The sequence below is a fragment of the Mycobacterium sp. genome, from assembly GCF_965229265.1.
In the GTDB taxonomy this organism is placed as follows: Bacteria; Actinomycetota; Actinomycetes; order Mycobacteriales; family Mycobacteriaceae; genus Mycobacterium.
Genome location: NZ_CBDDIY010000010.1, coordinates 1,155,235 through 1,180,997, shown reverse-complemented (window position 1 = coordinate 1,180,997; position 25,763 = coordinate 1,155,235). Strand labels below are relative to the sequence as shown.

Genomic DNA, 25,763 nt, shown 5'->3' with positions numbered 1-25,763 from the left:
AAGGCCAGTAATGCCCAAGTTTCACTCACCCCTTCGCCGGTGGAGCACCGCCGCTGCCCTTGTCACGGCCGCAACGATGCTCGCCGCGTGCGGCGGCGGATCGAGCGACGTGGCCGGCGGCGGGGACAGCACCAAGGCTGACACCACCCTGACCCTGGTTGCCTACGCCGTGCCGGAGCCCGGCTGGAGCAAGATCATCCCGGCGTTCGCCGCGACCCCCGAAGGCAAGGGCGTGGCGGTCACGACCTCCTACGGCGCCTCCGGCGACCAGTCCCGGGCGGTCGTCGACGGCAAGCCGGCCGACATCGTCAACTTCTCGGTCGAGCCGGATGTGACCCGCCTGGTGAAGGCCAACAAGGTTGCCGCCGATTGGAACAAGGACGCGACCAAGGGCATTCCGTTCGGCTCTGTGGTCAGCCTGGTGGTGCGCAAGGGCAACCCGAAGAACATCAAGGACTGGGACGACCTGCTGCAGCCCGGTATCGAGGTGGTCACCCCCAGCCCGCTGAGTTCGGGCTCGGCGAAGTGGAACCTGCTGGCGCCCTACGCCGCCAAGAGCAACGGCGGTCAGGACGCACAGGCCGGGCTGGATTTCGTGAACAAGCTGGTCACCGAGCACGTCAAGACCCGCCCCGGTTCCGGCCGGGAGGCCACCGACGTGTTCCTGCAGGGCACCGGTGACGTGTTGATCAGCTACGAAAACGAGGCGATCAACGTCGAGCGGCAAGGCAAGCCGGTCGAGCACGTCAACCCGCCGCAGACGTTCAAGATCGAGAACCCGGTTGCCGTGGTGACCAGCAGCGCCCACGTCGACAAGGCCACCGCGCTGAAGAACTTCCTCTACACCCCCGAAGGGCAAAAGATCTGGGCTCAGGCCGGCTTCCGCCCGGTCGATCCGGCGGTGGCCGCCGACTTCGCGGCCGACTTCCCGACGCCGCAGAAGCTGTGGACCATCGCCGACCTCGGCGGATGGAGCACCGTGGACCCGGCGCTCTTCGACAAGGACAATGGCTCCATCACCAAGATCTACAAGCAGGCCACTGGATGACAGCAGCCATCGAGCCGAATCCCCAGGCGGTCCGGCCCGAGCTCACCAACGGTGACTCGGGCCGGCCGTCCGGTTTGCTGGCCCGTCGGCACGGCACCACCACCCTGCGCGTCGGGGCCGCGTCGATCTGGTTGAGCGTCATCGTGCTGTTGCCGCTGGCCGCCATCGTCTGGCAGTCGGCCAAGGGGGGGTGGGGCGCGTTCTGGGCCGCGATCACCTCCAACGCGGCGATCGAGTCGTTCCGGGTGACCCTGACGATCTCGATCGGCGTCACCCTGGTCAATGCGGTCTTCGGACTGTTGGTCGCCTGGGTGTTGACCCGCGACGACTTCCCGGGCAAGCGGCTGGTCGACGCCGTCATCGACCTTCCGTTCGCGCTGCCCACCATCGTGGCCAGCCTGGTGATGCTGGCGCTCTACGGGCCCAACAGCCCGATCGACGTGCATCTGCAGCACACCAAATGGGGCGTGGGCGTCGCGTTGCTGTTCGTCACGCTGCCGTTCGTGGTGCGCTCGGTTCAGCCGGTCCTGCTCGAACTCGACCGCGAGGTCGAGGAGGCCGCGGCGTCATTGGGCGCCACCAACACCGTCATCTTCGCCAAGGTCGTCCTTCCCGCGCTGCTGCCTGCGCTGCTGTCCGGCGCCGGACTGGCGTTCTCGCGCGCGATCGGTGAGTTCGGTTCGGTGGTGCTGATCGGTGGCGCGGTGCCGGGGGAGACCGAGGTGTCTTCGCAGTGGATCCGCACCTTGATTGAGAACGATGACCGTACCGGTGCGGCGGCGATCTCGATTGTGCTGCTGGTTCTCTCGTTCATCGTCTTGTTCATCTTGCGAGCCGTGGGCTCACGTGCGGCCAAGCGGGAGGAGCGGGCGTCGTGACTCCGTCTCCGCTGGTGCGGTACCTCGCCCGCTACGCCGCGCTGGCCTATGTGCTGGTGCTAGTGCTGGTGCCGGTGGGACTGATCCTCTGGCGAACGTTCACGCCCGGTTTCGGCGCATTCTTCGCCTCGATCACGACCCCGGCGGCGATCTCGGCCCTGCAGCTGTCGCTGCTAGTGGTGGCAATCGTGGTGCCACTCAATGTTGTCTTCGGTGTTCCGACCGCGTTAGTGCTGGCCCGCAACAAGTTTCGCGGCAAGGCTGTGTTGCAGGCGATCATCGATCTGCCGTTCGCGGTGTCGCCGGTGGTTGTCGGTGTGGCGTTGATCTTGCTGTGGGGCACCGCGGGCGTGTTCGGTTTCGTAGAGAACAGTCTCGGTTTCAAGATCATCTTCGGTTTCCCCGGGATCGTGCTGGCCAGCATCTTCGTCACGGTTCCGTTCGTGATCCGCGAAGTCGAACCGGTTCTGCACGAGCTCGGGACCGACCAGGAGGAGGCGGCGGCCACCCTGGGATCCAGCTGGTGGCAGACCTTCTGGCGGATCACGCTGCCGTCGATCCGGTGGGGCCTCACCTACGGCATCGTGCTCACCGTTGCTCGCACCCTCGGCGAGTACGGCGCGGTGATCATGGTGTCGTCGAACCTGCCGGGCACATCGCAGACGCTGACCCTGCTGGTTTCGGATCGCTACAGCCGCGCCGACGAGTACGGCGCCTACGCCATCTCCACACTGTTGATGGCCGTGGCCGTCATAGTCCTCGTCGTCCAGGTGATTCTGGACGCCAGGCGAAAAAAGGCCGATCAGGAGTGATATCGCCATGACCAACGCAATCACCGTCACCGGCGCAAACAAGCGCTACGGCGAGTTCGCCGCCCTCGACAACGTGGACTTTGTGGTCCCGTCCGGCTCGCTGACGGCGCTGCTCGGGCCCAGCGGCTCCGGCAAGTCCACCCTGTTGCGCGCTATTGCGGGCCTCGACCAGCCCGATACCGGAACGATCACCATCAATGGTCGCGACGTCACCAACGTGCCTCCGCAGCGGCGCGGCATCGGCTTCGTCTTCCAGCACTACGCGGCGTTCAAGCACCTGACCGTCCGCGACAATGTGGCGTTCGGACTCAAGATCCGCAAGAAATCCAAGGCCGAGATCAAGGAGAAGGTGGACAACCTCCTCGAGGTCGTCGGCCTGGCCGGCTTCCAGACCCGCTACCCCAACCAGCTCTCCGGCGGGCAGCGTCAGCGGATGGCGTTGGCCCGCGCGCTGGCCGTCGATCCGGAAGTGCTGCTGCTCGACGAGCCCTTCGGCGCGCTCGACGCGAAGGTGCGCGAGGACCTGCGGGCGTGGCTACGCCGGTTGCATGACGAAGTGCACGTCACGACCGTGCTGGTGACCCATGACCAGGCAGAGGCGCTCGACGTTGCCGACCGGATCGCCGTGCTCAACAAAGGCCGGGTCGAGCAGATCGGGTCGCCCACCGAGGTGTACGACAGCCCGGCCAACGCGTTCGTGATGTCCTTCCTCGGTACGGTCTCAGCGCTGAACGGAATCCTGGTGCGCCCGCACGATATCCGGGTGGGCCGCAACCCGGAGATGGCGATCGCCGCCGGCGATGGCACCGCGGAGTCCACCGGTGTCGTGCGCGCCACCATCGACCGAGTGGTCTATCTGGGCTTCGAGGTGCGCGTCGAACTGACCAGCGCCACCAATGGCGGGCCGTTCACCGCTCAGATCACCCGCGGCGACGCCGAGGCGTTGGGATTGAAAGAGGGTGACACCGTGTACGTGCGGGCGACCCGGGTGCCGCCGATCGCGGGTGAGGTGCAGGTCGCCGCGAGCTGAGCCGCTTCGAGGCTAGGCGGCCGCTCGGGCCGCCACCGCCTGATCGAACCGGTCGAGCACCGTCGCGGCCACCAGCCGGTGCGCGCCCAGTGGCGCGGCCATGAGAATGCCTGCGGGCCCGGCTATTCCGGCGACCCTGTCGGTGATGCGCCCCGGGGCGATGAACCATGGCGCGATCACGATGCGGCGCGCACCGCCGCCCCGCAACAGGTCCACTCCGTCCATCACCGACGGGTACGGCCCGGTGGCATAGGCCACCTGCACACCGGCCCACCGGGTACCGCCCGCCAGTTCGCCTGCCAACGCCGAGGTGCGGGCATTGGCCTCGGCGCGCGAGGAGCCGACCGCCACCACCAGCACGCCCAGATCGCGGTCAGCGGGGTCTACCGCGGCCTCGGCGAGACGCTCGCGCATGACCGCGACCAACCGTGGATCCTCACCCAGCGTGTCGGCCTGAATCACATCGGCGCCTGCCTCGGCGACTATCGCGGGGATGTCCACTCGAGCGTGGTAGGCGCTGGCCAGCAGCAGGGGGGCGATGACGGCCGGTGCGTCGCCCAGCTCGATCAGAACGTCACGCAGATTGGGAGAGTTCTTCTCGCAGAACGCGACCCGGACCTCGAGGCCCGGGCGCGCTACACGGATGTCCTCGGCCACCGCGTACGTGGTCGCCGCAGAGCGTGGGTCGGCGCTACCGTGTGCTGTCAGGATCAGTGGGCAGGTGCGCGACGCCCCGGGGACGGGGTCGAGCCTCACGAAACGTGCAGCCCACATTCGGTTTTGGACAGACCCTGCCAGCGACCGCTACGCGGGTCGGCGCCATCGACCGGCTTCGCCGTGCACGGCGCACATCCGATCGACGGATACCCTTCGTCGACAAGCGGATTGACCAGCACGCCGTGGGCCTCGATGTAGGAGTTCATGTCCTCGTCGGTCCATGTCGCCAGCGGGTTGATCTTCACCAGGTTGAACGCCTCGTCGAAACTGATCAGCGGGGCGTTGGCGCGGGTGGGCGCCTCGACCCGGCGAATACCGGTGACCCAGGCCGAATAGCCTTGCAGCGCCTTGCGCAGCGGCGTCACCTTGCGCAACCGGCAGCACTCGTTGGGGTTGCTGGCGAAGAGGTCCTTACCCAACAACCGGTCCTGCTCGGCCACGCTGTTCTCGGCGGTGACGTTGACGACGGTGACATCGTAGACGGCTTCCACCGCGTCGCGGGTACCAATGGTTTCGGCGAAGTGGTAGCCGGTGTCGAGGAACAACACGTCCACACCGGGCCGGATCTTGGCGGCCAGGTCGATCAGCACCGCATCCTGCATGTTGGAGGCCACCACGTAGTCGGACCCGAAATGCGCATCGGTCCAGGCCAGCAGTTCGTCGGCAGTGGCTCCGTCCAGTTCCGCGGCACCCCGGTCTGCCAGTGCCCGTAGCTCAGCCTCGGTCACTTTCTCCACCTCAATACTCATTGCTGCTTCCCCGTGCTCATCGCAAATCCGCTTCATCGGCCCGTACGGCCCACTGGGCGAAACGCTCTCCGTCGCTTCTTTGTTTCACGAAGTTGCGCACCACTCGTTCGATGTAGTCGCCGAGCTCGGTGGAGAGCACCTTGTGCTGGCGCAGTTTGCGCCCGAAACCGCTGTCCAGCCCGAGGCTGCCGCCCAGGTGAACCTGGAACCCTTCCTCCGGGCCGTTGCCGTCGTCGATCATCTGGCCCTTGAAGCCGATGTCGGCGATCTGGATGCGGGCGCACGAGTTGGGGCAGCCGTTGATGTTGACCGTGACCGGGACATCGAGTTGGGAGTTGATGTCCGCTAGCCGCTTCTCCAAGTCGGGCACCAGGGTCTGGGCGCGCACCCGGGTCTCGGCGAAGCTCAGCTTGCAGAACTCGATTCCTGTGCAGGCCATCAGGTTTCGACGCCAGTGCGACGGCGTCGACGGCAGGCCGAGCGCGTCGAGTCCGCCGCGCAGCTCGTCTACCTTGTCGTCGGGAACGTCGAGCACGATCAGTTTCTGGTACGGGGTGAACCGGACCCGGTTGGAGCCGACGGACTCTGCCAGGTCGGCGACCTTGGTGAGGATGGTGCCCGACACGCGCCCGGCGATCGGTGCCACCCCGACAGCGTTGAGCCCGTTCTTGAGTCGTTGCACACCGACGTGGTCGATCGGGCGGACGACGGGCTCCGGTGCGGGCCCGTCGATCAGGGGCCGCTTCAGGTACTCCGTCTCGAGAACTTCGCGGAACTTCGGGATACCCCAGTCCTTGACGAGGAACTTCAGCCGGGCCTTGGCGCGCAGCCGCCGGTAGCCGTAGTCGCGGAACACACTGACCACGGCCTCCCAGACGTCGGGCACCTCGTCCAGCGGCACCCAGGCGCCGACGCGTTGTCCGAGCATTGGATTGGTGGACAGACCGCCGCCGACCCACAGGTCGAAACCGGGACCGTGGTCGGGATGGTTGACCCCGATGAAGGCGACGTCGTTGACCTCGTGCACCACGTCCTGCAGACCACTGATCGCGGTCTTGAACTTGCGGGGGAGGTTCGAATACTCCGGCTTACCGATGTAGCGCTTCACGATCTCGTTGATCGCGGGCGTGCCGTCGATGACCTCGCCGAGCGATTCTCCCGCCAGCGGCGAGCCCAGCACCACGCGTGGGCAGTCGCCGCACGCCTCGGTGGTTTGCAGACCCACCTCATCGAGGCGGCGCCAGATCTCCGGCATGTCCTCGACCCGGATCCAGTGATACTGGACGTTCTCGCGGTCGCTGATATCGGCGGTATCGCGGGCGAACTCGGTCGAAATGCCGCCGAGGGTCCGGAGCGCGGCGGTGGTCAGAGCACCACCGTCGCTGCGCACCCGCAGCATGAAGAACTCGTCTTCGAGCATGTCGGTGTTCTCATCACCGGTCCAGGTGCCGTCGTAGCCGGGCTTGCGCTGGGTGTACAGACCCCACCAGCGCATGCGGCCGCGCAGGTCGGTCTTGTCGATGCTCTCGAAGCCCTGCTTGGCGTAGATGTTCTCGATGCGGGCCCGGACGTTGAGCGCGTCGTCTTCCTTCTTGAACTGCTCATTGGGATTGAGCGGCTCACGCTCGCCGAGGGCCCACTGGCCCTCACTGCGCGACTTGGCCGCCTTGGTCGGCTGGGTCATGAAATGGGCTCCTCGATGTCAAGGAGCTGGCGTTCGAATCGCGCGAATCCACCGGTGAGCTGTTCCGGCGGCGCAGATCCGGTCGGCCAGCTGAACTACAGGTGGGCGGGTCTACGGCGTCAAGCCAGACAACAACAGGTACAGACGCGCTTGAAATCCACATGCCGCCGAGCCACCAGTGCCACACGGCGCAGGTTCTGGGGGGCGGGCATGCGCGCCATTCTGCCACGAACCGCGTCCATAGCTCTAACCGGGCCAAATTTTGGCTCGCGGTGAGTAAAAGTCGGTTCTGGGACACTGGAGCGATGTCGGTCCGTCCCGCACCGGCCGCCTTACCGGAACTCGCCCTGACGCCCGGGACGGCGTTCGGCATCTATGTCCATGTTCCGTTCTGCGCTACCCGCTGCGGGTACTGCGACTTCAACACCTATACGGCCGCTGAGCTCGGCGGTGCGTCGCCGCAGGGCTGGCTGACCGCGCTGCGCTCCGAACTGGAGTTGGCCGCCGGTCGGGTGGGTGCGGTGCCCGTCGACACGGTCTTCGTCGGCGGTGGCACCCCGTCGCTGCTCGGTGGTGAGGGATTGACCTCGGTGCTCGACGCCATCCGCGCCAACTTCACCCTGACCGCACAGGCGGAGGTCACCACCGAGGCCAACCCGGAGTCGACGTCGCCGGCCTTCTTCGCCGAGATCCGCGCCGCCGGTTACACCCGCGTCTCGCTGGGCATGCAGTCCACGGCGCGCCGGGTGCTGGCCGTTCTGGACCGGACGCACTCGCCGGGGCGGCCGCTGCAGGCCGCGGCAGAGGCGATGGCGGCCGGTTTCGAGCACGTCAACATCGACCTGATCTACGGCACGCCGGGGGAGTCCGATGATGACCTGGCGCGTTCGGTCGATGCCGCGCTGACCGCCGGCGTCGACCACATCTCGGCGTATGCGTTGGTCGTCGAGGACGGTACGGCGCTGGCTCGTCGGGTTCGTCGCGGGGAGATCGCCGCACCCGACGACGACGTGCTCGCGCACCGCTACGAATTGCTCGACGCGCGGCTCACGGCGGCCGGGCTGCAGTGGTACGAGGTGTCGAACTGGAGTCGTGCCGGCGGGGAGTGCCGGCACAACATCGGCTATTGGAATGGCGGGCAATGGTGGGGTGCCGGCCCCGGAGCGCACGGCTTCGTCGGCGACACCCGGTGGTGGAATGTCAAGCACCCCAACGCTTACGCCGAACTGCTGGCTGATGGGCGGCTGCCGGTGGCGGATTTCGAGCGTCTCGATTCCGAGGCCCGCCACATCGAGAACGTGCTGTTGGGAATCAGGTTGCGCAGCGGGTTGCCGGTCGCCTCGCTGACCGAATCCGAACAGTCGCGTGCGGACCGTGCGGTGGACGACGGGCTGTTGAGCCGGGCCGGAGAGCGGTTGCTGCTCACCGACCGTGGCCGGCTGCTGGCCGATGCCGTGGTGCGCGACCTCCTCGACGACTGACCGACGCGCACATGGCAAGGCCGCGGGGAGCATGGTCTTGCCAGGCGCGTCCCGCGGCCTTGCTCGGCGTCCTGCCTACTAGCCCAGGGCCCAGATCGGGATTCCGTTGAACCCGAACGGCTGCTGAGGTGAGGTGACAGGGGGTGCTGTGTGGATCCTTGCGTGGCCCTGCTTCTGGCACATGGTCGCCCCGCCCTTGTCCAGGCAGTCGATCGGATTGGGCGCCGCGCCAGCGCTCGGCGCGAGGCTGACGGCAAGCGCCGCGGCACCGGCGGCGACGAGCGGGGCGAGGTGGCGGAGTTTGATCGTCATTGATCGTCCTTTCTTCTGCCGGGAGAGAAACCTTGGGGGGATTAGGTTTTCGTTGACTCTTCCCGATAACTCAACTCTATGCGCTGCGGGCGCGCCAGTCACGGAGTTCATATCAGAGTCAAATCTATTGAAATTCAATTGAACTCAATCATTGAACAGCAATCCCGTTGGTATGCAACGATAAAACCGGTGCCGGCTCGACGTGCAGAACTTGGGCACTGCCGATGTCATAGAACAGGCCGATGATCTTCAGCTGGCCCTGCTCGTACAGATCACGGATCAGCGGGTGGCGCGCCAGCGTGTCGACCTGGACGGCAACGCTGACCATGCTCAGCTGGTCGGCGGTGTTGAAGCCCTGCTCGGCGGCCGATTGCGCGATCGGGTGCCTGCCCTCGTTGAAGGCGTCCAGAGCCGGCTTGGCGTACTTCAGCCAGGACCGGAGGTGTTCCTCGCTGGGTGGCCGCGGCGCCGCGACGCCTTGTTCTCGCAACGCGGCATGCATTGCGCCGCAGGCGGAATGGCCGCAGACGACGATCGATGACACGTTCAGCCTGCCGACCGCGAAGGCGATCGCCGCTTCCACGGAATGATCGTGCTGGTCGGCGGGTACCAGGTTGCCGACGTTGCGCACGGTGAACAGGTCACCCGGCCCGCTGCTGGTGATCGCATTGGGCACGATCCTGGCGTCGGTGCACGTGATGAACAGCGTCTCGGCGGTGTTGGTGTGCGCCAATTTCTCCATGTGCGGGCGTATTTGGGGAGCCGTCCTACGGTGGTAGACCTCGAGGCCGTCGAGAACGGACTGGGGTGGGGTGTCGCGCCGTTCGTGGCCGTTGGTGGTCAGCGGGTCCTGCCACCAACTCCACGGCACGATGCCGAGCCGCTTGTCGACCATGCCGAAGGCGCGCTGCGGCGGGCCGTCCAGCGCGCTGCTCAGCTCGACGGAGCCGACTTCCTGCACCAGAACGCTGCCGCCTGACGCCTCGTGCTGCCGCTGCCAATCCTCGATCACCTGGTGTGCGGCATGGTCGATGAAGTCCACCGAAATCTCCAGTGTGACGCGAACACCGGGTGGCACCGAGGCCAGCGTCTTGTGCAACTGGGGTAGCGACAGAAACGTCGCGGAACCTTCGACGGCGACGCGCCAATCGTCGTTGTTGTCGTCATCATCGTCGGCGGGTTGGGCATGGATCCTGGCGCGCGCCACCCGCCAGACGGTCAGCACGACCGCCAACGCCAGCCCGAGCAGGACACCTTCGAGCAGGTTGAGGAAGACCACCCCGGCGATCGTCACCAGATAGACGGCGATATCGCCGGTTCGGCGTGCCGTCTTGATGTGGCTGAGCTTGACGAGCTGAATGCCGATGACGATCAGCAACCCGGCCAGCGCCGCGGTCGGGATCTGCTGGGCCAACCCGGCGAACGGCAGCGCGAAGACCAGAACCCACACGCCGTGCAACATCGCCGAGGCGCGGGTTTTGGCGCCGGCGGTCACGTTGGCCGAGCTGCGCACGATCACCCCCGTGATGGGAAGTCCGCCGACCGCACCCGAGACGACGTTGGCAGCGCCCTGCCCCACGAGTTCACGGTTCAGGTTCGACCGCGGGCCGTCCTGCATGCGATCCACGGCGACCGCCGTGAGCAAGCTCTCGACGCTGGCGATGAGAGCGACAGTGATTACGCCCGTCGCGAACGCGCCCCAGTTGCCCTCCGGCAGGCCCGGTGGCTTCAGGGCGTCGAGCAGTGAACCGTTGAGCTGGATGCGCGGCACATTCATCGCGAACAGCACCGACACCGCGCTGGCGACGACGATCGCGACCAGCGGCCCGGGCACCTTACGAATCTTCGCCGGCATCCAGCGCCAGCTCACCAGGATCCCGATCACCAGCAGCCCGACGGCCAAGCCGGCGTGATCGGCCGCGAGCAGCTGACTGGGTAGCTCGGTGATGTTGCGCCAGGCCGAGCTCTCGGAGCTGCCGCCCAGCAGGACGTGGACCTGCTGAAGCGCGATTGTGACGCCGATGCCGGCCAGCATGGCGTGCACCACCATCGGCGATATCGCCAGCGCTGCGCGGCCCACCCGGCTGACTCCCAGCAGTACCTGGAGGATGCCGGCGCAGACGGTGATTGCGCAGGTCACCGCCCAGCCGAACTCGGCCACCAAGCCCGCGACGATCACCGTCAGTCCGGCGGCGGGACCGCTGACCTGCAGCGGCGATCCGCCAAGGGCGCCGGCAACCACACCGCCGACGATCGCGGCGATCAGCCCCGCCAGCACCGGTGCGTCAGAGGCGATGGCGATACCCAAGGACAGCGGTAAGGCCACCAGGAAGACCACCAGCGAGGCCGGTAGGTCGTAGCGCAGGAGGGTGGACATCCTGCCCGGGTCATCAGAACCCTCAAGTGGCGCGGTGGAACGCTGCAAGGCCAGACTCCTGTCTGCTTATGCGAGATCTATTGATTGGCAGTCGATTCACGAATCGATCAGCTGAAGCGGAACGAATTCACAAGCGCGACAGTAGGTGTGGTGGAAGATCTTCTTCAAGGAATCCATATGGGATCCATATCTGCGGACACTCTGCGCGGCAGAGTTGTTACCAAAATGTGTCGCGTCTAACAGATGATGGCGGAATGCTCTGGCCGCGAAAGCAATACGGCAACGCCTTCACTCGGGCAGCCACCGGGCAAGATATGAAACAGATATGGGATCCATGACAGATTCATGTGTTTTCACCAGAATCGAAGTATGGCTATACCGGTCGCACCGTCAACGTCTCGTCCTCTCCGCCCCCGTCAGGCCATCCTCGGTCAGCTTCCGCGCATCTCCCGCGCGGATGGTTCGCCCATCCGCGTGCTGCTCGTCGACGACGAGCCGGCGCTGACGAATCTGGTCAAGATGGCCCTGCACTATGAGGGCTGGCATGTCGAGGTTGCCCGCGACGGACGCGAAGCCATCGCGCGGTTCGACGAGTTCGGGCCCGACCTGCTGGTGCTCGACATCATGCTGCCCGACATCGACGGACTGCAGATTCTGAAGATGACCCGGGAGTCGGAGGGCTACACCCCGACGTTGTTCCTGACCGCGCGTGATTCGGTGCTGGACCGGGTGACGGGCCTGACTGCAGGTGCTGACGACTATCTGACCAAGCCGTTCAGCCTGGAGGAACTGGTGGCGCGGCTGCGCGGTCTGCTGCGCCGGTCCAAGGCCACCGCGGCCCCCGAGGACGAGGTGCTCAAGGTGGGCGACCTGCTTCTCGACGGCGCCAGCCACGAGGTTAGCCGGGGCGGTGAGCCCATCGCCCTGACCACGACCGAATTTGAGTTGCTGCGCTACCTCATGCGCAACCCGCGCCGGGCTCTCGCCCGCGCGGAGATCCTGGATCGGGTCTGGAACTACGGTTTCGGTGGACGGTCCAGCATCGTCGACCTCTACATCTCCTATCTGCGCCGCAAGGTCGACGCCGGACGCGAACCGATGATCCATACGGTGCGTGGCGTCGGCTACATGCTGCGGCCGCAGCGGTGAGGCCGGCGACCCACGGCGAGAGACGGTGGCGTCCGCGTTCGCTGCGTCGGCGGCTGGTCATCTGGGTCTCGGCGATCAGCAGCGTCGCGATGATCGCCATCGGCGCGGTTGCGGTGATGAGTCTGCGCGACGAGGCGATGAGCCTTGCCAACAGTCAGGTATCCAATTCGCTTGCGGCGTTTAGCTATTCGTATGCCAAGGCCAAGCGGTACGGGGACATCGAACAACCTGCAGCGGACGGTAGCGTCAGTCACGGTGACTTCGATGAGTTCCCGGGCCAGGGGCCGGGAACGGTGATCGCGATGCTGCGTGACGACCGGGTGGTGTACGCCAGCGCGTTCACCGACGGCGAACCCGTCCCGGCTCCGCCGGATGCACTGCGCGCGTTGGAGAAGGTCAACTGGGCGGGCGGCGATCCGCAGACCGTCGAACTCGGCGACATGGGATCGCATCGGGTCGGGCACCGGGATTTCCCCGGCGGCGAACGGCTGGTGTCGGCAGTGTCGCTGGATCTGGCGAACAAGACCGTCGCAGGCAAAGGCCTGACCGTGGTGATCCTGGTTGTGGTCGCCGTGGCGCTCACCGCGCTGGGAACGATGATCGTGGTGAACTACGCGTTGCGCCCGCTGCGGCGCGTCGCGGACGTCGCTGCCAAGGTCGCCGCACTTCCCCTGGACCCCACTGATTACCGGATCACCGCCCGGGTGAGCCCGGCCGACACCGACCGGGCCAGTGAGATCGGGGTCGTCGGCCATACCCTCAACCGGTTGTTGACCAATGTCGATACCGCGCTTGGCGATATCGCCGCCTCCGACCGCCGAACGCGCCAATTCCTCACCGACGCCAGCCACGAACTGCGCACACCGCTGGCCGCGATCCTCGGTTATGCCGAGCTGACCCGCCAGGACAGCGACGTACTGCCGCCGACCACCGAGTACGCGTTGGCCCGTATCGAGGCGGAGTCGCGCCGGATGACCTCCTTGGTGGCCGACCTGCTCCAGCTGTCACGGCTCGACGAGGGCGGCGACCTCGAACTCGAAGACCTCGACCTGTGCGACATCGTGGCCGACGCGGTCAACGACGCGGCGGTGAGCGCGCCGGATCATCACTTCATGATCGACCTGCCCGACGAGGCGATCTGGGTTCGCGGCGACCGCGCCCGGCTACATCAGCTGCTGGCGAACCTGCTCGGCAACGCGCGGGTGCACACCCCCGCGGGAGTCACCGTCAACACATCGCTCACTACGGGCAGCGACGGGCGGGTGCAGCTCGTCGTCAGCGACGACGGGCCCGGCATTCCCGACGAGATCATGCCCAATCTGTTCGGCCGGTTCGTCCGCGCCGACAAGTCGAGGTCGCGTGACCTTGGCTGCAGTGGGCTGGGATTGGCGATCGTGTTGTCGATCGTGGAAGCACACGGAGGCACGGTGAATGCACAATCCCGCCCGGGCCGAACTCAATTCACGGTGAGCCTGCCGGCCGTCGGTCAGCTGGCCGAGAACTGGTCGGCTACGCCGCCGTCCATGTCGTAGACCCGTGCGTGCAGGACGGTGCGATTACGCAGCGCGGCCCGGACCGCCCGGTGCAGGCCGTCCTCGAGGTAGATCACGCCGCGCCACCGGACCGCGTGCGGAAAGAGGTCGCCGTAGAACGTGGAGTCTTCGGACAGCAGGCGGTCCAGTGCCAGCACCGTCGTCGTCGTGACCAACTCGTCGAGGCGGATCTGTCGCGGCGGGATCTGGGACCAGTCGCGGTAGGTGAGGTTGTGGTCGGGGTATGGCTTGCCGTCCCGAACGCCTTTGAAGATCATCGGGCCGTCGTCCCGACCAAAGCCCCCCGACCTGGCGTCACCATTCCAGCAAGGCTAGTCGCTGACGGTGGCAACGGCAGCAGGTAACCGAGCCCGCCGCCCGGCGCAAGGTGGCACTCGGCCAGCGTGGGTGCTAATTGTGCTGTTGGTGCCCGTAAAATGGAAGCGACCTGGAGGTGTACAGATGGGAAGTGCCGACGACCGTCGTTTTGAGGTCCTCCGTGCCATCGTCGCCGACTTCGTGGCGACCAAGGAACCGATCGGCTCCAAGGCCCTCGTCGACCGTCACAACCTCGGTGTGTCCAGCGCCACCGTGCGCAACGACATGGCGGTGTTGGAAGCCGAGGGATACATCGCGCAGCCGCACACCAGCTCGGGGAGAGTGCCCACCGAGAAGGGCTACCGGGAGTTCGTCAACCGAATCAACGAGGTCAAACCACTGTCGAGCGCCGAACGCCGCGCGATTCTTCAGTTCCTGGAGTCCGGCGTCGACCTCGACGACGTGCTGCGACGCGCGGTGAAACTGCTGGCCCAGCTGACCCGGCAGGTCGCGATCGTGCAGTACCCCACGCTGTCGACCTCGACCGTGCGCCACCTCGAGATCGTCGCGCTGACGCCGGCCCGGCTGCTGATGGTCGTCATCACCGACTCCGGCCGGGTCGATCAGCGCATCGTCGAGCTGGGCGACACCATCGACGACCACCAGCTGTCCCAGCTTCGCGAGTTGCTCGGGCAGGCGCTGGAGGGCAAGCGGCTCGCGGCGGCCTCGGTCGCGGTGGCCGACCTGGCGGCCCAGCTCGACGGCTCCGGCGGGTTGGGCGACGCCGTCGGGCGATCGGCCACCGTGCTGCTGGAGTCACTGGTCGAGCACAACGAGGAACGGCTGCTGATGGGCGGCACCGCCAACCTGACCCGCAACACCGCGGATTTCGGCGGATCGTTGCGGTCGGTCCTCGAAGCGCTCGAGGAGCAGGTGGTGGTGCTTCGGTTGCTGGCCGCCCAGCAGGAAGCGGGTAAGGTCACGGTGCGCATCGGCCATGAAACCGAGGCCGAGCAGATGGTCGGTACCTCGGTGGTGTCCACGACCTACGGCAGCTCGGGCACGGTTTACGGCGGCATGGGTGTGTTGGGGCCCACCCGGATGGACTATCCGGGAACTATCGCCAATGTTGCGGCGGTTGCGATGTACATAGGCGATGTCTTAGGACACCGGGCCGGTTAGCCGGCCGGATTTCGAAAGGTCAAGTGTGGCACGGGACTACTACGGCTTGCTCGGGGTGAGCAAGGGCGCCAGCGATCAGGAGATCAAGCGCGCCTATCGAAAGCTGGCCCGCGAACTGCACCCTGACGTCAACCCCGACGAGGACGCCCAGCACAGGTTCAAGGAGATCAGCGCCGCCTACGAGGTGCTGTCGGATCCGGAGAAGCGCCGCATCGTCGACCTCGGCGGCGACCCGCTGGAAGGCGCCGCGTCGGCCAACGGTTTCGGCGGTTTCGGCGGGCTCGGTGACGTGTTCGAGGCCTTCTTCGGGGGTGGCAGCGCGTCGCGCGGTCCGGTCGGCCGGGTGCGCCCGGGTTCGGACTCGCTGCTGCGGATGCGGCTGGACCTGTCCGAGTGTGCCACCGGGATCACCAAGCAGGTCACCGTCGACACCGCGGTGCTGTGCGACCTCTGCCAGGGCAAGGGCACCCACGGCAACTCCGTGCCGGTCACCTGCGACACCTGCGGCGGCCGCGGCGAGGTACAGACCGTCCAGCGTTCGCTGCTCGGCCAGGTCATGACCTCACGCCCCTGCCCGACCTGCCGCGGGGTGGGCGAGGTCATCCCCGACCCGTGTCACCGCTGCGGCGGCGACGGCCGGGTTCGGGCGCGCCGCGACATCAGCGTCAAGATCCCGGCCGGTGTCGGCGACGGGATGCGGGTGCGGCTGGCCGCGCAGGGTGAGGTCGGGCCCGGCGGGGGACCGGCGGGCGACCTCTATGTGGAAGTCCACGAGCAGCAGCACGACGTCTTCGTGCGCGACGGCGACGACCTGCACTGCACCGTCACGGTGCCGATGGTCGACGCCGCGCTGGGCACCGCGGTCACCGTCGAAGGCATCCTCGACGGACCGGTCGAGATCGCGATCCCGGCCGGCACCCAGCCCGGCTCGGTGTCCACGCTGCGCGGGCATGGAATGCCGCATCTGCGCTCGGGCACCCGCGGCGACCTACACGCGCACATCGAGGTGACGGTGCCCGGCAAGCTGGACGCCCGAGCCAAGGAACTGCTGGCCGAGTTCAAGACCCGCAGCCAGGAGGAGGCGCAGGTCAAGTCCACGCACGCCGCGGCAGCCAACTCCGGTGGCGGGCTGTTCAACCGGCTGCGCGAGACGTTCAGCGGCCGCTGAGGCGGTGGCCGACAGCCTGTTCTACGCCGACGCCATCCCGGCGGTCGGCGGTAGCGCCGTCGTCGACGGCGACGAAGGTTTCCACGCGGCCACGGTGCGCCGCATCCGGCCCGGCGAAGTGCTGGTGCTCTCCGACGGTGCCGGGACGCTGGCCCGCTGCGAAGTCGAGGAGGCGGGCAAGCGGGGATTGACGGCTCGGGTGGTGCAGCGCTGGACGGCCCCGCCGTCTGCGCCGGCGGTGACCGTCGCGCAGGCCATCCCCAAATCGGAACGATCGGAACTGGCGATCGAGCTGGCCACCGAGGCCGGCGCCGACGACTTCATCGCCTGGCAGGCGTCGCGCTGCGTGGCGCGTTGGGATTCCGATCGGGCGGAGAAGGGACTGCGGCGCTGGCGGGCCGTGGCCCGGTCGGCGGCCCGGCAGTCGCGGCGGGCCTATATCCCCGAGATCGCCGGCCCCCTGGGCACCGCCGCGCTCGCGGCGCTCACCGCAGAACGGGTCGGCGCGGGCGGGCTGGTACTGGCCCTGCACGAATCCGCTGACCGTCCTCTCGCCGATATCCCAGTGGCGCAAGCGGATTCGATCCTGCTGATCGTCGGTCCCGAGGGCGGGATCAGCGACACCGAGCTCGACGAGCTGGTCGCGGCCGGCGCCACCGCGATCCGGCTTGGCCCCACCGTGCTGCGCACCTCGACGGCGGCCGCCGTGGCACTCGGAGCGCTCGGCGTGCTCACCGCGCGCTGGACGATCGGCTGAGTCAGGCCGGATCGGGCTTGGCCCCCAGCCGGGCGTAGATCGAGGCCGCCTCCGCCCGGTTGCTGGCATGCAGTTTTCGAAGCACCCGCTTGACGTGGGATTTCACCGTACCCGGGGTGATCACCAGTTCGTCGGCGATCTGCTGGTTGGTCCGGCCGTCGGCCATCAGCCGCAGCACCTCGGCCTCGCGGCGGGTCAGCATGTCGTGCACCCGGGACTCGACCTCCGCGAGCCGGCGGCTGGCCGGACTGCGCTCGGCGGGTTCGACCTTGCGCAGTTCGAGGTCGGCATCTTGGAGGGCCTGAGCAGCCTGCTCGGCGGTGGCCAGTGCGCTGCGCACCTCGGCGTGCTGGCGGCGCATCCGCTCCATCAGCACGGTGCGCTCGAAGGCGTACCCGAATCCCTCGGCGAACGCCCATACCGTGTCGCGGTCGATCTCGTCGACGGTGCGCCCGGAATAGAGCCGGTCGGCGTGCAGGAACCCGATCACCCGGCCGGTGGGCATGACGGGAGCCGCCACGTAGGAGCGGGTCAGCGAGAAGTCGATGATCGGGCGGTTGACCCGGGGGTCGTTGCGGGCGTCCCGCACGATCTCCGGGGCGTGCCTGCGGATCATCTGCGTCTCGAGCAGCATGTGGTCCAGCGGCGGGGCGACGGACTGGGCGAAGGCCACCATCTTCTCGGCGCCCTCGGCGTCATCACCGAAATACGCCGCCTCCATCACCATTCGGCCCTCGTGCACCCGGAACAACACGGCCCGGTCGAACCCGCACGACTCGACCAGTTCGCGCGGTGCCCGGTCGACGATCTTGGCGACTTCGTCGATTCCGCGCAGTTTGGACAGGCCCTCCTGCACCCGCAGCAGCGCCAGCGTCCTGCGTCGGGAGTTGTCCTCGATCAGCTGGCGCTCCAGCAGGGACAGGTCGAGCACCGCTTCCAGGGCGGCCAGCGCCGCCTCGTCGCCGAGGCCTTCCAACGCCTCCCGCACAACGGTGGCCTGCGCGTCGACGGTGTCGGCGACGGCCCGGATCGGGTCTTCGGCGTGCTCGACGATGCCGAGGCGGCAGGCCTCGTCGTAGCGGCGGGTCACCGCGCTGGTGGGCGGTTGCTTGGACGCCCAGCCGGGGTGATTGCCGTCGATGAGCGCGGTCACGGGCAGGGCGTCAAGAGAGTCAGTGGTGGCGGTCACAGTGAGCCGATCGTCTCACCACTAATGGGGCAGTAGTGGCAAAACCGCCCGGTCGGGAGCGCAACTGACCCCCATCGGGATATCGACCGGCCCCCTACCGGGATTGAGGCTGTTTGCATGACCTCGACCACCGCTTCTGCACTTCAATTGCTGACGACCCCCGAGGGGATCGCGAACCCCTATCCGCTCTTCGAGCAACTGCGGGATTCCTCGCCGGTGGCGGGCTACCAGGACTGGCCGCCGGGGACCGTGCCCGGCGCCGACGAGCCGGTCACCGCGTGGGCGTTGTTCCGTTACGACCAGGTGTTCACCGCCGCCCGCGACAACGAGACGTTCTCCTCCCGCGACCCCATCCAGGAGGCGTCGTCGGCCCCGAGTCTGATGCTGGTCAACACCGACCCGCCCGCGCACACCGGCGAACGCAAATTGGTCAGCCAGGCATTCTCGCCGCGGCGCATCCGCAGGCTGGAGAACTGGCTCGCCGACCTGGTGCCGGTGCTGCTGGCCGATTTCGATGCCCGGACCCGCGACGGTGACCCCGACGTCATGGAGTTCGCCGACGAGGTCCCGACCCGCGCGATGGTCCGGCTGCTCGGCCTGCCCGACGGCGACCACGTCCGGTTCAAGAACTGGGCCAACGCCTTCATGCTGTCGTCGACGATGACACCCGAGGAGCGGATGGCCAGTAACGCCGACATGGTGGCCGCGTTCACCGAACGAGTCATCGAACACAGTGCCCGCCTTGATGATTCGCAGGACGTCGAGGACGCCGAGGATCTGATCTCGGCGCTGCTGCGGGCCGAACTCGACGGAGCGCGGCTCACCCCGGAGCAGATCGTGCGGCTCTGCGTGACGCTGGTGGTGGCAGGCAGCGAGACGACGACCTACCTGATCGGCAGTGTCCTGCACGCCATGGCGCGAGAGCCTGCGGTGACGGCCCGACTGCGGGCCGACCGCTCGCTGGTGAGCACCTTCATCGAGGAGGTCGCACGGCTCACCGGGCCGCAACGGTTGTTCCGCATCGCGACCCGCGACGTCGAGATCGATGGCGCCCAGATCAAGAAGGGGGAGTGGGTGGCGCTGTTCTTCGGATCGGCCAATCACGATCCGGCCGTCTTCGAAGATCCCGAACGCCTGGACCTGGACCGGCCCAACATCCGCCAGCATCTGGCCTTCGGTCACGGCCTGCACTTCTGCCTGGGCGCGCCACTGGCCCGGCTCGAGGTGGTCTCGGTCGTCAACGCGGTGTTGGACCGCTATTCGGTGATCGGCCTGTCCGAGGAGGCGGGTGTGCGCCAGACCGCCAGCCTGCTCACCCACGGATTCGTCCGCCTGCCGCTGCAGCTGGCCCGATGACCACCGTCGAGAGCGGCAACATCGCTGCCACCAAAGCGATCTACGCGGCGGTTCCGGCCGGTGATCTGGACACCGCACTGAGCCATATGGATCCGGAAGTCCGGATTACCTACTACGGCAGCGACGCCATCCCATATGCCGGTGACTACCGCGGCATCGAGGCTGCCGTGGAGTTCTTCAGCACGGTCGGCAGCCACATCCAGATCACCGCCATGGAGCCGTGGCTGTTCATCGCCGACGGGGACAACCTCGCGGTCTGGGGCCACCAGAGGTTCGTGCGGACGGCCACCGGTCACACCTGGGAGTCGGAGTTCGCCCACATCATCACGCTGCGCGACGGCAAGTGGTTGCACTTCCGGGACTTCATGAACTCCGCGCTGACCCACGACGCGTTTACCAGAACTGCGGATTGACGGGTGGGAGGTGCCCCGTCCTGGCGGTAAACTGGGATTCCGACTTGACCGGAAACCCAGGAAGCAGGCTTCGAAGACCACGTGACGCCCCGCGAGACAACCGCTGCTGCTCAGGTGCGCAGCAGCATGACTGTTCCGCCCGACCTCGTTGTGGGCCTGCTGGGTTCCGCTGATGAGAATCTGCGCGCACTCGAACGCAGCCTCTCTGCTGACCTGCACGTCCGCGGAAACACCGTCACCCTGTCCGGTGATGCGGCCGACGTCGCGATGGCCGAGCGGGTCATCTCCGAACTGATTGCCGTCGTGGCCGGGGGGCAGACGCTGACCCCGGACGCGGTGCGGCACAGCGTCGGCATGGTGTCCGGCGCCGACAACGAATCGCCCGCCGAGGTGCTGACACTGGACATCCTGTCCCGGCGCGGCAAGACGATCCGGCCCAAGACGCTCAACCAGAAGCGCTACGTCGACGCGATCGACGCCAACACCGTCGTCTTCGGCATCGGACCGGCCGGCACCGGCAAGACGTACCTGGCGATGGCCAAGGCCGTCAATGCACTGCAGACCAAACAGGTCACCCGCATCATCTTGACCCGCCCGGCAGTGGAAGCCGGTGAGCGCCTTGGGTTTCTGCCGGGCACCCTGAGCGAGAAGATCGACCCGTATCTGCGCCCGCTCTACGACGCGCTGCACGACATGATGGACCCCGACGCGATTCCGAAGCTGATGAGCGCCGGGGTGATCGAGGTTGCGCCGCTGGCCTACATGCGTGGACGCACCCTCAACGACGCGTTCATCATCCTCGATGAGGCGCAGAACACCACCGCCGAGCAGATGAAGATGTTCCTCACCCGGCTGGGGTTCGGCTCCAAGATCGTGGTCACCGGCGACATCACCCAGGTCGACCTGCCCGGGGGCGCCAGGTCCGGGTTGCGCGCCGCGATGGACATCCTGGACGGGATCGACGACATTCACTTCTCCCAGCTCACCAGCGCCGACGTCGTGCGCCACAAGCTGGTGTCGGAGATCGTCGACGCCTACGCCAAGGCCGAACAACCGGCTTTGGTGAACCGCACTCAGCGACGCTCGACGCGGCGATAGGGGCGGATCGACATGAGTATCGAGGTGTCCAACGAAAGCGGCCTCGACGTTTCCGAAGAGGAACTGATCAGCGTCGCCCGCTTCGTGATTCGCCGAATGAACGTCAATCCGGCTGCCGAGTTGTCGATGGTGCTGCTGGATACCAACGCCATGGCCGACCTGCACATGCGCTGGATGGACCTGCCCGGACCCACCGATGTGATGAGCTTCCCGATGGACGAGCTCGAGCCGGGTGGGCGCCCTGATGCTCCCGAGCCGGGACCGGCGATGCTCGGTGACATCGTGCTGTGTCCGCAGTTCGCCGCCGACCAGGCCGCCGCAGCCGGGCACAGCCTGGGCCAGGAACTGGCGCTGCTGACCGTGCACGGCGTGCTGCACCTGCTGGGTTACGACCACGCCGAACCCGACGAGGAAAAAGAGATGTTCGCGTTGCAGCGCCAGTTGCTCGAGGAGTGGGTGGCCGAGCAGGTCGACGCCTACCACCAGGACCGGCAGATCGAGAAGGACCGGCGGCTGCTCGACAAGTCGCGGTATTTCGACGAGCCGTGACCGGTCTGGCTCCGCTACTCGGCGCGATCGCGCTCATCGCGCTGGGCGGTCTGTTCGCCGCGATCGACGCCGCCATCAGCACCGTGTCGGTGGCCCGCGTCGAAGAGCTGGTTCGGGACGAGCGGCCGGGCGCTCTGCGGCTGGCCCGGATCATGGCCGAACGGCCCCGCTACATCAACCTCGTCGTGCTGCTGCGCATCGCCTGCGAAGCGGCCGCCACCGTCCTGCTGGTCGCCTTCCTCTGGGATGATCTCGGACTGAAATGGGGCCTGGTCGTCGCGGCGGCGATCATGACGGTCGCCAGCTTCGTGATGATCGGGGTGGGTCCACGCACGATCGGCCGGCAGAACGCCTACACCATCGCGCTGGCGTCGGCGGTTCCGCTGCAAGCAATTTCGGTGCTGCTGACCCCGATCAGCCGGCTGCTCATCGTGCTCGGCAACGCGCTGACCCCCGGCCGCGGATTCCGCAACGGCCCGTTCGCCTCCGAGATCGAGCTGCGCGAGGTGGTCGACCTGGCCCAGCAGCGCGGTGTGGTGGCCGACGACGAACGCCGGATGATCCAGTCGGTGTTCGAACTCGGCGACACCTCTGCGCGTGAGGTGATGGTCCCGCGCACCGAGATGGTGTGGATCGAGTCGGACAAGACCGCGGCCCAGGCCACCTCGCTGGCGGTGCTCAGTGGCCATTCCCGCATCCCGGTCATCGGGGAGAACGTCGATGACGTCATCGGCGTCGTCTATCTCAAAGACCTGGTGCAACGCACCTACTACTCGCCCGACAGCGGCGGCGACACCATGGTGTCCGATGTCATGCGCCCGGCGGTCTTCGTCCCGGACTCCAAGCCGCTCGACGACCTGCTGCGCGAGATGCAGCGCGACCGCAAGCACATGGCGTTGCTGGTCGACGAGTACGGCGCCATCGCCGGGCTGGTGACCATCGAGGACGTGCTCGAGGAGATCGTCGGCGAGATCGCCGACGAATACGACACCGACGAAGTGGCACCGGTTGAGGACTTGGGCGACAACAAGTTCCGGGTGTCGTCGCGGCTGCCCATCGAGGATGTCGGGGAGCTCTACAACGTCGAGTTCTCCGAAGACCTCGACGTCGACACCGTCGGCGGGCTGCTGGCGCTCGAACTCGGCCGCGTCCCGCTGCCGGGTGCCGAGGTGGTGTCGCACGGGCTGCGGTTGCGCGCCGAGGGCGGCCCCGACCATCGCGGCCGGGTGCGCATCGGCACCGTCCTGGTCAGCCGCACCGAACTGGAAGAAGGCGACGAAGATGAGTGACGCTCTGGATGCCGAAGACGCCAAGCTGGTGGTGCTCGCGCGTGGTGCGATGGCCCGCGCCGAGGCAGGAGAAGGCGCGGCGGTGCGCGACCTCGACGGGCGCACCTATGCCGGTGCGCCGGTTGCCCTCTCGGCACTGCCGCTGACCGGCCTACAGGCCGCGGTGGCCGCCGCAGTCTCCAGCGGCGCAACGGGATTCGAGGCGGCCGTGCTGGTCGGCGGATCGCCCGGCGACGCCGGGGTGGTGGCCGTCAAGGAACTCTCGCCGACTGCGGCGATCATCATCACCGACCGGGCCGGGGTTCGGCTGTGAACGAGTTCCATTCCGGCTTCGTGTGCCTGGTCGGCCGGCCCAACACCGGCAAGTCCACCCTGACCAACGCGCTGGTCGGTTCCAAGGTCGCCATCACCGCCAACCAGCCGCAGACCACCCGGCACACCATTCGCGGCATCGTGCACCGCCCGGACTTCCAGATCGTCATGGTCGATACCCCCGGCCTGCACCGGCCGCGCACCCTGCTCGGCAAGCGGCTCAACGACCTGGTGCGCGACACCTACAGCGAGGTCGACGTCATCGGACTGTGCATCCCCGCCGACGAGGCAATCGGCCCCGGCGACCGATGGATCTACGAACAGATCCGGTCGGTGGCGCCCAGGACCACGCTGGTCGTCATCGTCACCAAGATCGACAAGGTGCCCAAGGACCGCGTCGCCGCGCAGCTGATGGCAGTGCACGAGCTGGTCGGGGACACCGCCGCCGAGATCGTGCCGGTTTCGGCGACCACCGGCGACCAGGTCGACCTCCTCATCGACGTGCTGGCCGGGCAGCTGCCCCCCGGCCCGGCGTTCTACCCCGACGGTGAACTCACCGACGAACCCGAAGAGATGCTGATGGCCGAGCTCATCCGGGAGGCGGCCCTGGAAGGGGTGCGCGACGAGCTGCCGCATTCGCTGGCCGTGGTGATCGAGGAGATCGAGCCACGGGAGGGCCGCTCGGCAGAACAAGGAGACCTCATCGACGTCCGCGCGGTGCTCTACGTCGAACGCGACAGCCAGAAGGGCATCGTCATCGGCAAGGGCGGGGCCCGGCTCAAAGAGGTCGGCACGGCCGCGCGCACCCAGATCGAGAAGCTGCTCGGCACCAAGGTGTACTTGGACCTGCGGGTCAAGATCGCCAAGAACTGGCAGCGTGACCCCAAACAGCTTGGGCGGCTAGGTTTCTAGCTCCCGCACACTCGCCGTGTTCCACCACACCTCGGGCTGCTGGTTGGCCCAGCCGTTGATGGCCTCCAGCTCGGCAGCCAGGGAGATCAGCAGCGGTTCGCTGTTGGCCGGCCCCATCAGCTGAACGCCGATCGGCAGGCCGTCGGTGGTGAAGCCGGCCGGGATGTTGATCGACGGCCACCCCAGCACGTTCCACGGGAAGGTGACCGGGCAGGCCGCGATCATCGCCCGGTCGGTGGCGGTGGGTCCGAGTTCGTCGAACATCCGGGCCAGCGGCGGTGGCTGCGCGGTGGTCGGGGCCAGCACGACGTCGACGGAGTTGAAGATGGCGCCCACCCGGCGGTGCAGCAGCGGCTCGCTGGCCCGGGCGCGGCGCAGCAGGGACCGCGACAGCAGCCGGCCCATCCGCATGTTGGCCTCGGTTCTGGCTTCGAACGTGACGTCCTCGCCGAGCCGGTCGGCCCAGTCAAGGAGTCCGGCGGTCGACCGGGGCAGGAATGTCAGGGGTAGCCGCAGCCCGTAGTTGGGATTGCCCTCCATCACGGTGTGCCCCAACATGCCCAGCTGTTCGCCGACGGTGGTCAGCGCGGCCCGGATCTCCGGATGCAGTCTGGCGCCGAAAAAGGTGAACGGAAACCGGGTCGACAACGCGATTTTCAGTGGCCCCGGCGCCTGGCCGGCGCACTCGGCCATCCGTACCGCCGGCGGTTTGTGCAGGTCGCCCTCGGCGTTGCCGGACGCGGCGTCGAGGACCAGCGCGGCGTCGGCGACCGTGCGGGCGAGCACGCCGTTGACGGTGATCCCGTTGAACGGGTCGGCCAGCGGCCAGGTGGAGATACGGCCGCGCTGCGGCTTGATGCCGACCAGGTGGGTCCACGCGGCCGGCACTCGGACACTGCCCGCCCCGTCCGAGCCGATGGCCGCGGCGACCAGCCCGGCGGCGACGGCGGCCGCACTGCCACCCGAGGAGCCGCCCGGGGTGTGCCTGCGCGACCACGGGTTGCGGGTGTGCCCGAAGGCCGGGCCGCTGGTGAACGGCCACTGTCCCAGCTCACAGCAGTTGGTCTTGCCGACGATCACCGCGCCGGCGGCCCGCAACCGCCGCACCACCTCGGAGTCCTCGGCGGCCGGGCTGATGCGCCCGGCGGTCCCGAACGAGGTCGGTACGCCGGCGATGTCGACGTCGTCCTTGACCGCGATGGGGATCCCGAGCAGCAGCGCCTGCTCCCCGGCGGCGCGGCGCCGGTCGGCCTCGGCGGCCTCGGCCAGCGCGGATTCGGTCAGGACCAGGCGAAAGGCGTTGAGGGTGGATTGGCTGGCCGCGATCGCGCGCAGCGAGCGGCGGACCAGTTCGGCCGAGGTCACCGCGCCGCTGGCCAATTGGTAGAGCTGGTCGCTGACGGTAGGAAACCGCTGCGGCCTGCCCAAACTCGCGTGAGCTGTCATAGCGA

At 67.5% G+C, this 25,763-nt stretch carries 26 protein-coding genes; 17 read left to right on the top strand and 9 right to left on the bottom strand.

Going from position 1 to position 25,763, the window contains the following annotated elements:
- Nucleotides 1–76 precede the first annotated feature (76 nt).
- The 4 genes from ADBZ9K_RS07625 to ADBZ9K_RS07610 are packed head-to-tail and all read left to right on the top strand — an operon-like array spanning nucleotide 77 to nucleotide 3,768.
- Nucleotides 77–1,048, top strand: a complete 972-nt coding sequence (locus ADBZ9K_RS07625; RefSeq protein WP_526620810.1) for a sulfate ABC transporter substrate-binding protein — start codon at nucleotides 77–79, stop codon at nucleotides 1,046–1,048.
- The gene (cysT, locus tag ADBZ9K_RS07620; RefSeq protein ID WP_526619483.1) at nucleotides 1,045–1,926 is read left to right on the top strand and encodes a sulfate ABC transporter permease subunit CysT; all 882 of its coding nucleotides are present in this window, start codon (nucleotides 1,045–1,047) and stop codon (nucleotides 1,924–1,926) included. The genes ADBZ9K_RS07625 and cysT overlap by 4 nt, the downstream gene beginning before the upstream one ends.
- The gene (gene cysW, locus ADBZ9K_RS07615; protein WP_526619482.1) at nucleotides 1,923–2,738 is read left to right on the top strand and encodes a sulfate ABC transporter permease subunit CysW; all 816 of its coding nucleotides are present in this window, start codon (nucleotides 1,923–1,925) and stop codon (nucleotides 2,736–2,738) included. Before cysT ends, cysW begins: the two co-directional genes overlap by 4 nt.
- 7 nt (nucleotides 2,739–2,745) lie before the next feature.
- Nucleotides 2,746–3,768 (top strand): sulfate/molybdate ABC transporter ATP-binding protein, encoded by a 1,023-nt coding sequence (locus tag ADBZ9K_RS07610; protein WP_526619481.1) that lies wholly within the window; start codon nucleotides 2,746–2,748, stop codon nucleotides 3,766–3,768.
- 12 nt (nucleotides 3,769–3,780) lie between these two features.
- On the opposite strand, the gene ADBZ9K_RS07605 is transcribed toward ADBZ9K_RS07610, so the two are convergent.
- The 4 genes from ADBZ9K_RS07605 to ADBZ9K_RS07590 all read right to left on the bottom strand — a co-directional run bounded on the left by ADBZ9K_RS07605 (nucleotide 3,781) and on the right by ADBZ9K_RS07590 (nucleotide 7,130).
- Entirely contained in the window at nucleotides 3,781–4,524 is a 744-nt protein-coding gene (locus tag ADBZ9K_RS07605) for a sirohydrochlorin chelatase (RefSeq protein WP_526619480.1), read from the bottom strand.
- The gene (locus ADBZ9K_RS07600; protein ID WP_526619479.1) at nucleotides 4,521–5,234 is read right to left on the bottom strand and encodes a phosphoadenylyl-sulfate reductase; all 714 of its coding nucleotides are present in this window, start codon (nucleotides 5,232–5,234) and stop codon (nucleotides 4,521–4,523) included. Before ADBZ9K_RS07600 ends, ADBZ9K_RS07605 begins: the two co-directional genes overlap by 4 nt.
- A gap of 16 nt (nucleotides 5,235–5,250) precedes the next feature.
- Nucleotides 5,251–6,918, bottom strand: a complete 1,668-nt coding sequence (locus ADBZ9K_RS07595; protein WP_526619478.1) for a nitrite/sulfite reductase — start codon at nucleotides 6,916–6,918, stop codon at nucleotides 5,251–5,253.
- 119 nt (nucleotides 6,919–7,037) lie between these two features.
- Nucleotides 7,038–7,130, bottom strand: coding sequence for an Ms4527A family Cys-rich leader peptide (locus ADBZ9K_RS07590; RefSeq protein WP_526619477.1), 93 nt, complete (start codon nucleotides 7,128–7,130; stop codon nucleotides 7,038–7,040).
- Nucleotides 7,131–7,223: 93 nt separating this feature from the next.
- Here ADBZ9K_RS07590 and hemW point away from each other — a divergent pair, with 93 nt between their 5' ends.
- Entirely contained in the window at nucleotides 7,224–8,399 is a 1,176-nt protein-coding gene (hemW, locus tag ADBZ9K_RS07585) for a radical SAM family heme chaperone HemW (RefSeq protein WP_526619476.1), read from the top strand.
- Nucleotides 8,400–8,477: 78 nt separating this feature from the next.
- Here the strand turns inward: hemW and ADBZ9K_RS07580 are convergent, their stop codons facing one another.
- Together ADBZ9K_RS07580 and ADBZ9K_RS07575 are read right to left on the bottom strand one after the other, a co-directional pair.
- Nucleotides 8,478–8,711: a hypothetical protein gene (locus tag ADBZ9K_RS07580; protein ID WP_526619475.1), complete on the bottom strand. Its 234-nt coding sequence runs from the start codon at nucleotides 8,709–8,711 to the stop codon at nucleotides 8,478–8,480.
- 148 nt (nucleotides 8,712–8,859) lie between these two features.
- Nucleotides 8,860–11,088, bottom strand: coding sequence for a SulP family inorganic anion transporter (locus ADBZ9K_RS07575; protein ID WP_526619474.1), 2,229 nt, complete (start codon nucleotides 11,086–11,088; stop codon nucleotides 8,860–8,862).
- 369 nt (nucleotides 11,089–11,457) lie between these two features.
- On the opposite strand from ADBZ9K_RS07575, the gene ADBZ9K_RS07570 reads away from it, so the two are divergent.
- Both ADBZ9K_RS07570 and ADBZ9K_RS07565 read left to right on the top strand, forming a co-directional pair.
- Nucleotides 11,458–12,237: a response regulator transcription factor gene (locus ADBZ9K_RS07570; protein ID WP_526619473.1), complete on the top strand. Its 780-nt coding sequence runs from the start codon at nucleotides 11,458–11,460 to the stop codon at nucleotides 12,235–12,237.
- Nucleotides 12,234–13,769, top strand: a complete 1,536-nt coding sequence (locus tag ADBZ9K_RS07565) for a sensor histidine kinase (RefSeq protein ID WP_526619472.1) — start codon at nucleotides 12,234–12,236, stop codon at nucleotides 13,767–13,769. Before ADBZ9K_RS07570 ends, ADBZ9K_RS07565 begins: the two co-directional genes overlap by 4 nt.
- Here the strand turns inward: ADBZ9K_RS07565 and ADBZ9K_RS07560 are convergent.
- On the bottom strand, nucleotides 13,724–14,047 hold the full coding sequence (locus ADBZ9K_RS07560; protein WP_115320676.1) for a type II toxin-antitoxin system VapB family antitoxin: 324 nt from the start codon (nucleotides 14,045–14,047) through the stop codon (nucleotides 13,724–13,726). The genes ADBZ9K_RS07565 and ADBZ9K_RS07560 overlap by 46 nt on opposite strands.
- A 184-nt stretch (nucleotides 14,048–14,231) precedes the next feature.
- Here ADBZ9K_RS07560 and hrcA point away from each other — a divergent pair, with 184 nt between their 5' ends.
- The 3 genes from hrcA to ADBZ9K_RS07545 are packed head-to-tail and all read left to right on the top strand — an operon-like array spanning nucleotide 14,232 to nucleotide 17,194.
- Nucleotides 14,232–15,269 carry a heat-inducible transcriptional repressor HrcA gene (hrcA, locus tag ADBZ9K_RS07555; RefSeq protein ID WP_526619471.1) on the top strand — a complete coding sequence of 346 codons (1,038 nt, stop codon included), beginning with the start codon at nucleotides 14,232–14,234 and terminating at the stop codon, nucleotides 15,267–15,269.
- A 25-nt stretch (nucleotides 15,270–15,294) separates the two neighbouring features.
- Nucleotides 15,295–16,437, top strand: coding sequence for a molecular chaperone DnaJ (gene dnaJ / locus ADBZ9K_RS07550; RefSeq protein WP_526619470.1), 1,143 nt, complete (start codon nucleotides 15,295–15,297; stop codon nucleotides 16,435–16,437).
- A gap of 4 nt (nucleotides 16,438–16,441) precedes the next feature.
- The gene (locus ADBZ9K_RS07545; protein WP_526619469.1) at nucleotides 16,442–17,194 is read left to right on the top strand and encodes a 16S rRNA (uracil(1498)-N(3))-methyltransferase; all 753 of its coding nucleotides are present in this window, start codon (nucleotides 16,442–16,444) and stop codon (nucleotides 17,192–17,194) included.
- A 1-nt stretch (nucleotide 17,195) separates the two neighbouring features.
- Here ADBZ9K_RS07545 and ADBZ9K_RS07540 read toward each other — a convergent pair whose 3' ends face one another.
- Nucleotides 17,196–18,383: a LuxR C-terminal-related transcriptional regulator gene (locus ADBZ9K_RS07540; RefSeq protein WP_526619468.1), complete on the bottom strand. Its 1,188-nt coding sequence runs from the start codon at nucleotides 18,381–18,383 to the stop codon at nucleotides 17,196–17,198.
- Nucleotides 18,384–18,500: 117 nt separating this feature from the next.
- On the opposite strand from ADBZ9K_RS07540, the gene ADBZ9K_RS07535 reads away from it, so the two are divergent.
- The 7 genes from ADBZ9K_RS07535 (at nucleotide 18,501) to era (ending at nucleotide 24,312) form a co-directional block, all read left to right on the top strand.
- Nucleotides 18,501–19,739 (top strand): cytochrome P450, encoded by a 1,239-nt coding sequence (locus ADBZ9K_RS07535; RefSeq protein ID WP_526619467.1) that lies wholly within the window; start codon nucleotides 18,501–18,503, stop codon nucleotides 19,737–19,739.
- Nucleotides 19,736–20,152 carry a nuclear transport factor 2 family protein gene (locus ADBZ9K_RS07530; RefSeq protein WP_526619466.1) on the top strand — a complete coding sequence of 139 codons (417 nt, stop codon included), beginning with the start codon at nucleotides 19,736–19,738 and terminating at the stop codon, nucleotides 20,150–20,152. The genes ADBZ9K_RS07535 and ADBZ9K_RS07530 overlap by 4 nt, the downstream gene beginning before the upstream one ends.
- 81 nt (nucleotides 20,153–20,233) lie before the next feature.
- Nucleotides 20,234–21,250 (top strand): PhoH family protein, encoded by a 1,017-nt coding sequence (locus tag ADBZ9K_RS07525; RefSeq protein WP_526619465.1) that lies wholly within the window; start codon nucleotides 20,234–20,236, stop codon nucleotides 21,248–21,250.
- A 12-nt stretch (nucleotides 21,251–21,262) separates the two neighbouring features.
- Nucleotides 21,263–21,799, top strand: coding sequence for an rRNA maturation RNase YbeY (gene ybeY, locus ADBZ9K_RS07520; protein WP_526619464.1), 537 nt, complete (start codon nucleotides 21,263–21,265; stop codon nucleotides 21,797–21,799).
- Nucleotides 21,796–23,088, top strand: a complete 1,293-nt coding sequence (locus tag ADBZ9K_RS07515) for a CNNM domain-containing protein (RefSeq protein WP_526619463.1) — start codon at nucleotides 21,796–21,798, stop codon at nucleotides 23,086–23,088. The genes ybeY and ADBZ9K_RS07515 overlap by 4 nt, the downstream gene beginning before the upstream one ends.
- The gene (locus ADBZ9K_RS07510) at nucleotides 23,081–23,401 is read left to right on the top strand and encodes a cytidine deaminase-like protein (RefSeq protein ID WP_526619462.1); all 321 of its coding nucleotides are present in this window, start codon (nucleotides 23,081–23,083) and stop codon (nucleotides 23,399–23,401) included. Before ADBZ9K_RS07515 ends, ADBZ9K_RS07510 begins: the two co-directional genes overlap by 8 nt.
- Nucleotides 23,398–24,312, top strand: coding sequence for a GTPase Era (gene era / locus ADBZ9K_RS07505; RefSeq protein WP_526619461.1), 915 nt, complete (start codon nucleotides 23,398–23,400; stop codon nucleotides 24,310–24,312). Before ADBZ9K_RS07510 ends, era begins: the two co-directional genes overlap by 4 nt.
- Here era and ADBZ9K_RS07500 read toward each other — a convergent pair.
- A complete protein-coding gene (locus tag ADBZ9K_RS07500; protein ID WP_526619460.1) occupies nucleotides 24,301–25,758 on the bottom strand; it encodes an amidase in 1,458 nt (485 codons plus the stop codon). The genes era and ADBZ9K_RS07500 overlap by 12 nt on opposite strands.
- Between the last annotated feature and the right edge of the window lie 5 nt (nucleotides 25,759–25,763).

What these genes read in the sequence shown, in the direction of transcription:
- ADBZ9K_RS07600 (WP_526619479.1), bottom strand. Translation starts at nt 5,234, where the DNA reads ATGAGTATTGAGGTGGAGAAAGTGACCGAGGCTGAGCTACGGGCACTG.
- ADBZ9K_RS07535 (WP_526619467.1), top strand. Translation starts at nt 18,501, where the DNA reads ATGACCTCGACCACCGCTTCTGCACTTCAATTGCTGACGACCCCCGAG.
- ADBZ9K_RS07595 (WP_526619478.1), bottom strand. Translation starts at nt 6,918, where the DNA reads ATGACCCAGCCGACCAAGGCGGCCAAGTCGCGCAGTGAGGGCCAGTGG.
- ADBZ9K_RS07560 (WP_115320676.1), bottom strand. Translation starts at nt 14,047, where the DNA reads ATGATCTTCAAAGGCGTTCGGGACGGCAAGCCATACCCCGACCACAAC.
- ADBZ9K_RS07625 (WP_526620810.1), top strand. Translation starts at nt 77, where the DNA reads ATGCTCGCCGCGTGCGGCGGCGGATCGAGCGACGTGGCCGGCGGCGGG.
- cysT (WP_526619483.1), top strand. Translation starts at nt 1,045, where the DNA reads ATGACAGCAGCCATCGAGCCGAATCCCCAGGCGGTCCGGCCCGAGCTC.
- ADBZ9K_RS07590 (WP_526619477.1), bottom strand. Translation starts at nt 7,130, where the DNA reads ATGCCCGCCCCCCAGAACCTGCGCCGTGTGGCACTGGTGGCTCGGCGG.
- hrcA (WP_526619471.1), top strand. Translation starts at nt 14,232, where the DNA reads ATGGGAAGTGCCGACGACCGTCGTTTTGAGGTCCTCCGTGCCATCGTC.
- ADBZ9K_RS07500 (WP_526619460.1), bottom strand. Translation starts at nt 25,758, where the DNA reads ATGACAGCTCACGCGAGTTTGGGCAGGCCGCAGCGGTTTCCTACCGTC.
- ADBZ9K_RS07530 (WP_526619466.1), top strand. Translation starts at nt 19,736, where the DNA reads ATGACCACCGTCGAGAGCGGCAACATCGCTGCCACCAAAGCGATCTAC.
- ADBZ9K_RS07610 (WP_526619481.1), top strand. Translation starts at nt 2,746, where the DNA reads ATGACCAACGCAATCACCGTCACCGGCGCAAACAAGCGCTACGGCGAG.
- hemW (WP_526619476.1), top strand. Translation starts at nt 7,224, where the DNA reads ATGTCGGTCCGTCCCGCACCGGCCGCCTTACCGGAACTCGCCCTGACG.
- ybeY (WP_526619464.1), top strand. Translation starts at nt 21,263, where the DNA reads ATGAGTATCGAGGTGTCCAACGAAAGCGGCCTCGACGTTTCCGAAGAG.
- ADBZ9K_RS07575 (WP_526619474.1), bottom strand. Translation starts at nt 11,088, where the DNA reads ATGTCCACCCTCCTGCGCTACGACCTACCGGCCTCGCTGGTGGTCTTC.
- ADBZ9K_RS07570 (WP_526619473.1), top strand. Translation starts at nt 11,458, where the DNA reads ATGGCTATACCGGTCGCACCGTCAACGTCTCGTCCTCTCCGCCCCCGT.
- ADBZ9K_RS07580 (WP_526619475.1), bottom strand. Translation starts at nt 8,711, where the DNA reads ATGACGATCAAACTCCGCCACCTCGCCCCGCTCGTCGCCGCCGGTGCC.
- ADBZ9K_RS07510 (WP_526619462.1), top strand. Translation starts at nt 23,081, where the DNA reads ATGAGTGACGCTCTGGATGCCGAAGACGCCAAGCTGGTGGTGCTCGCG.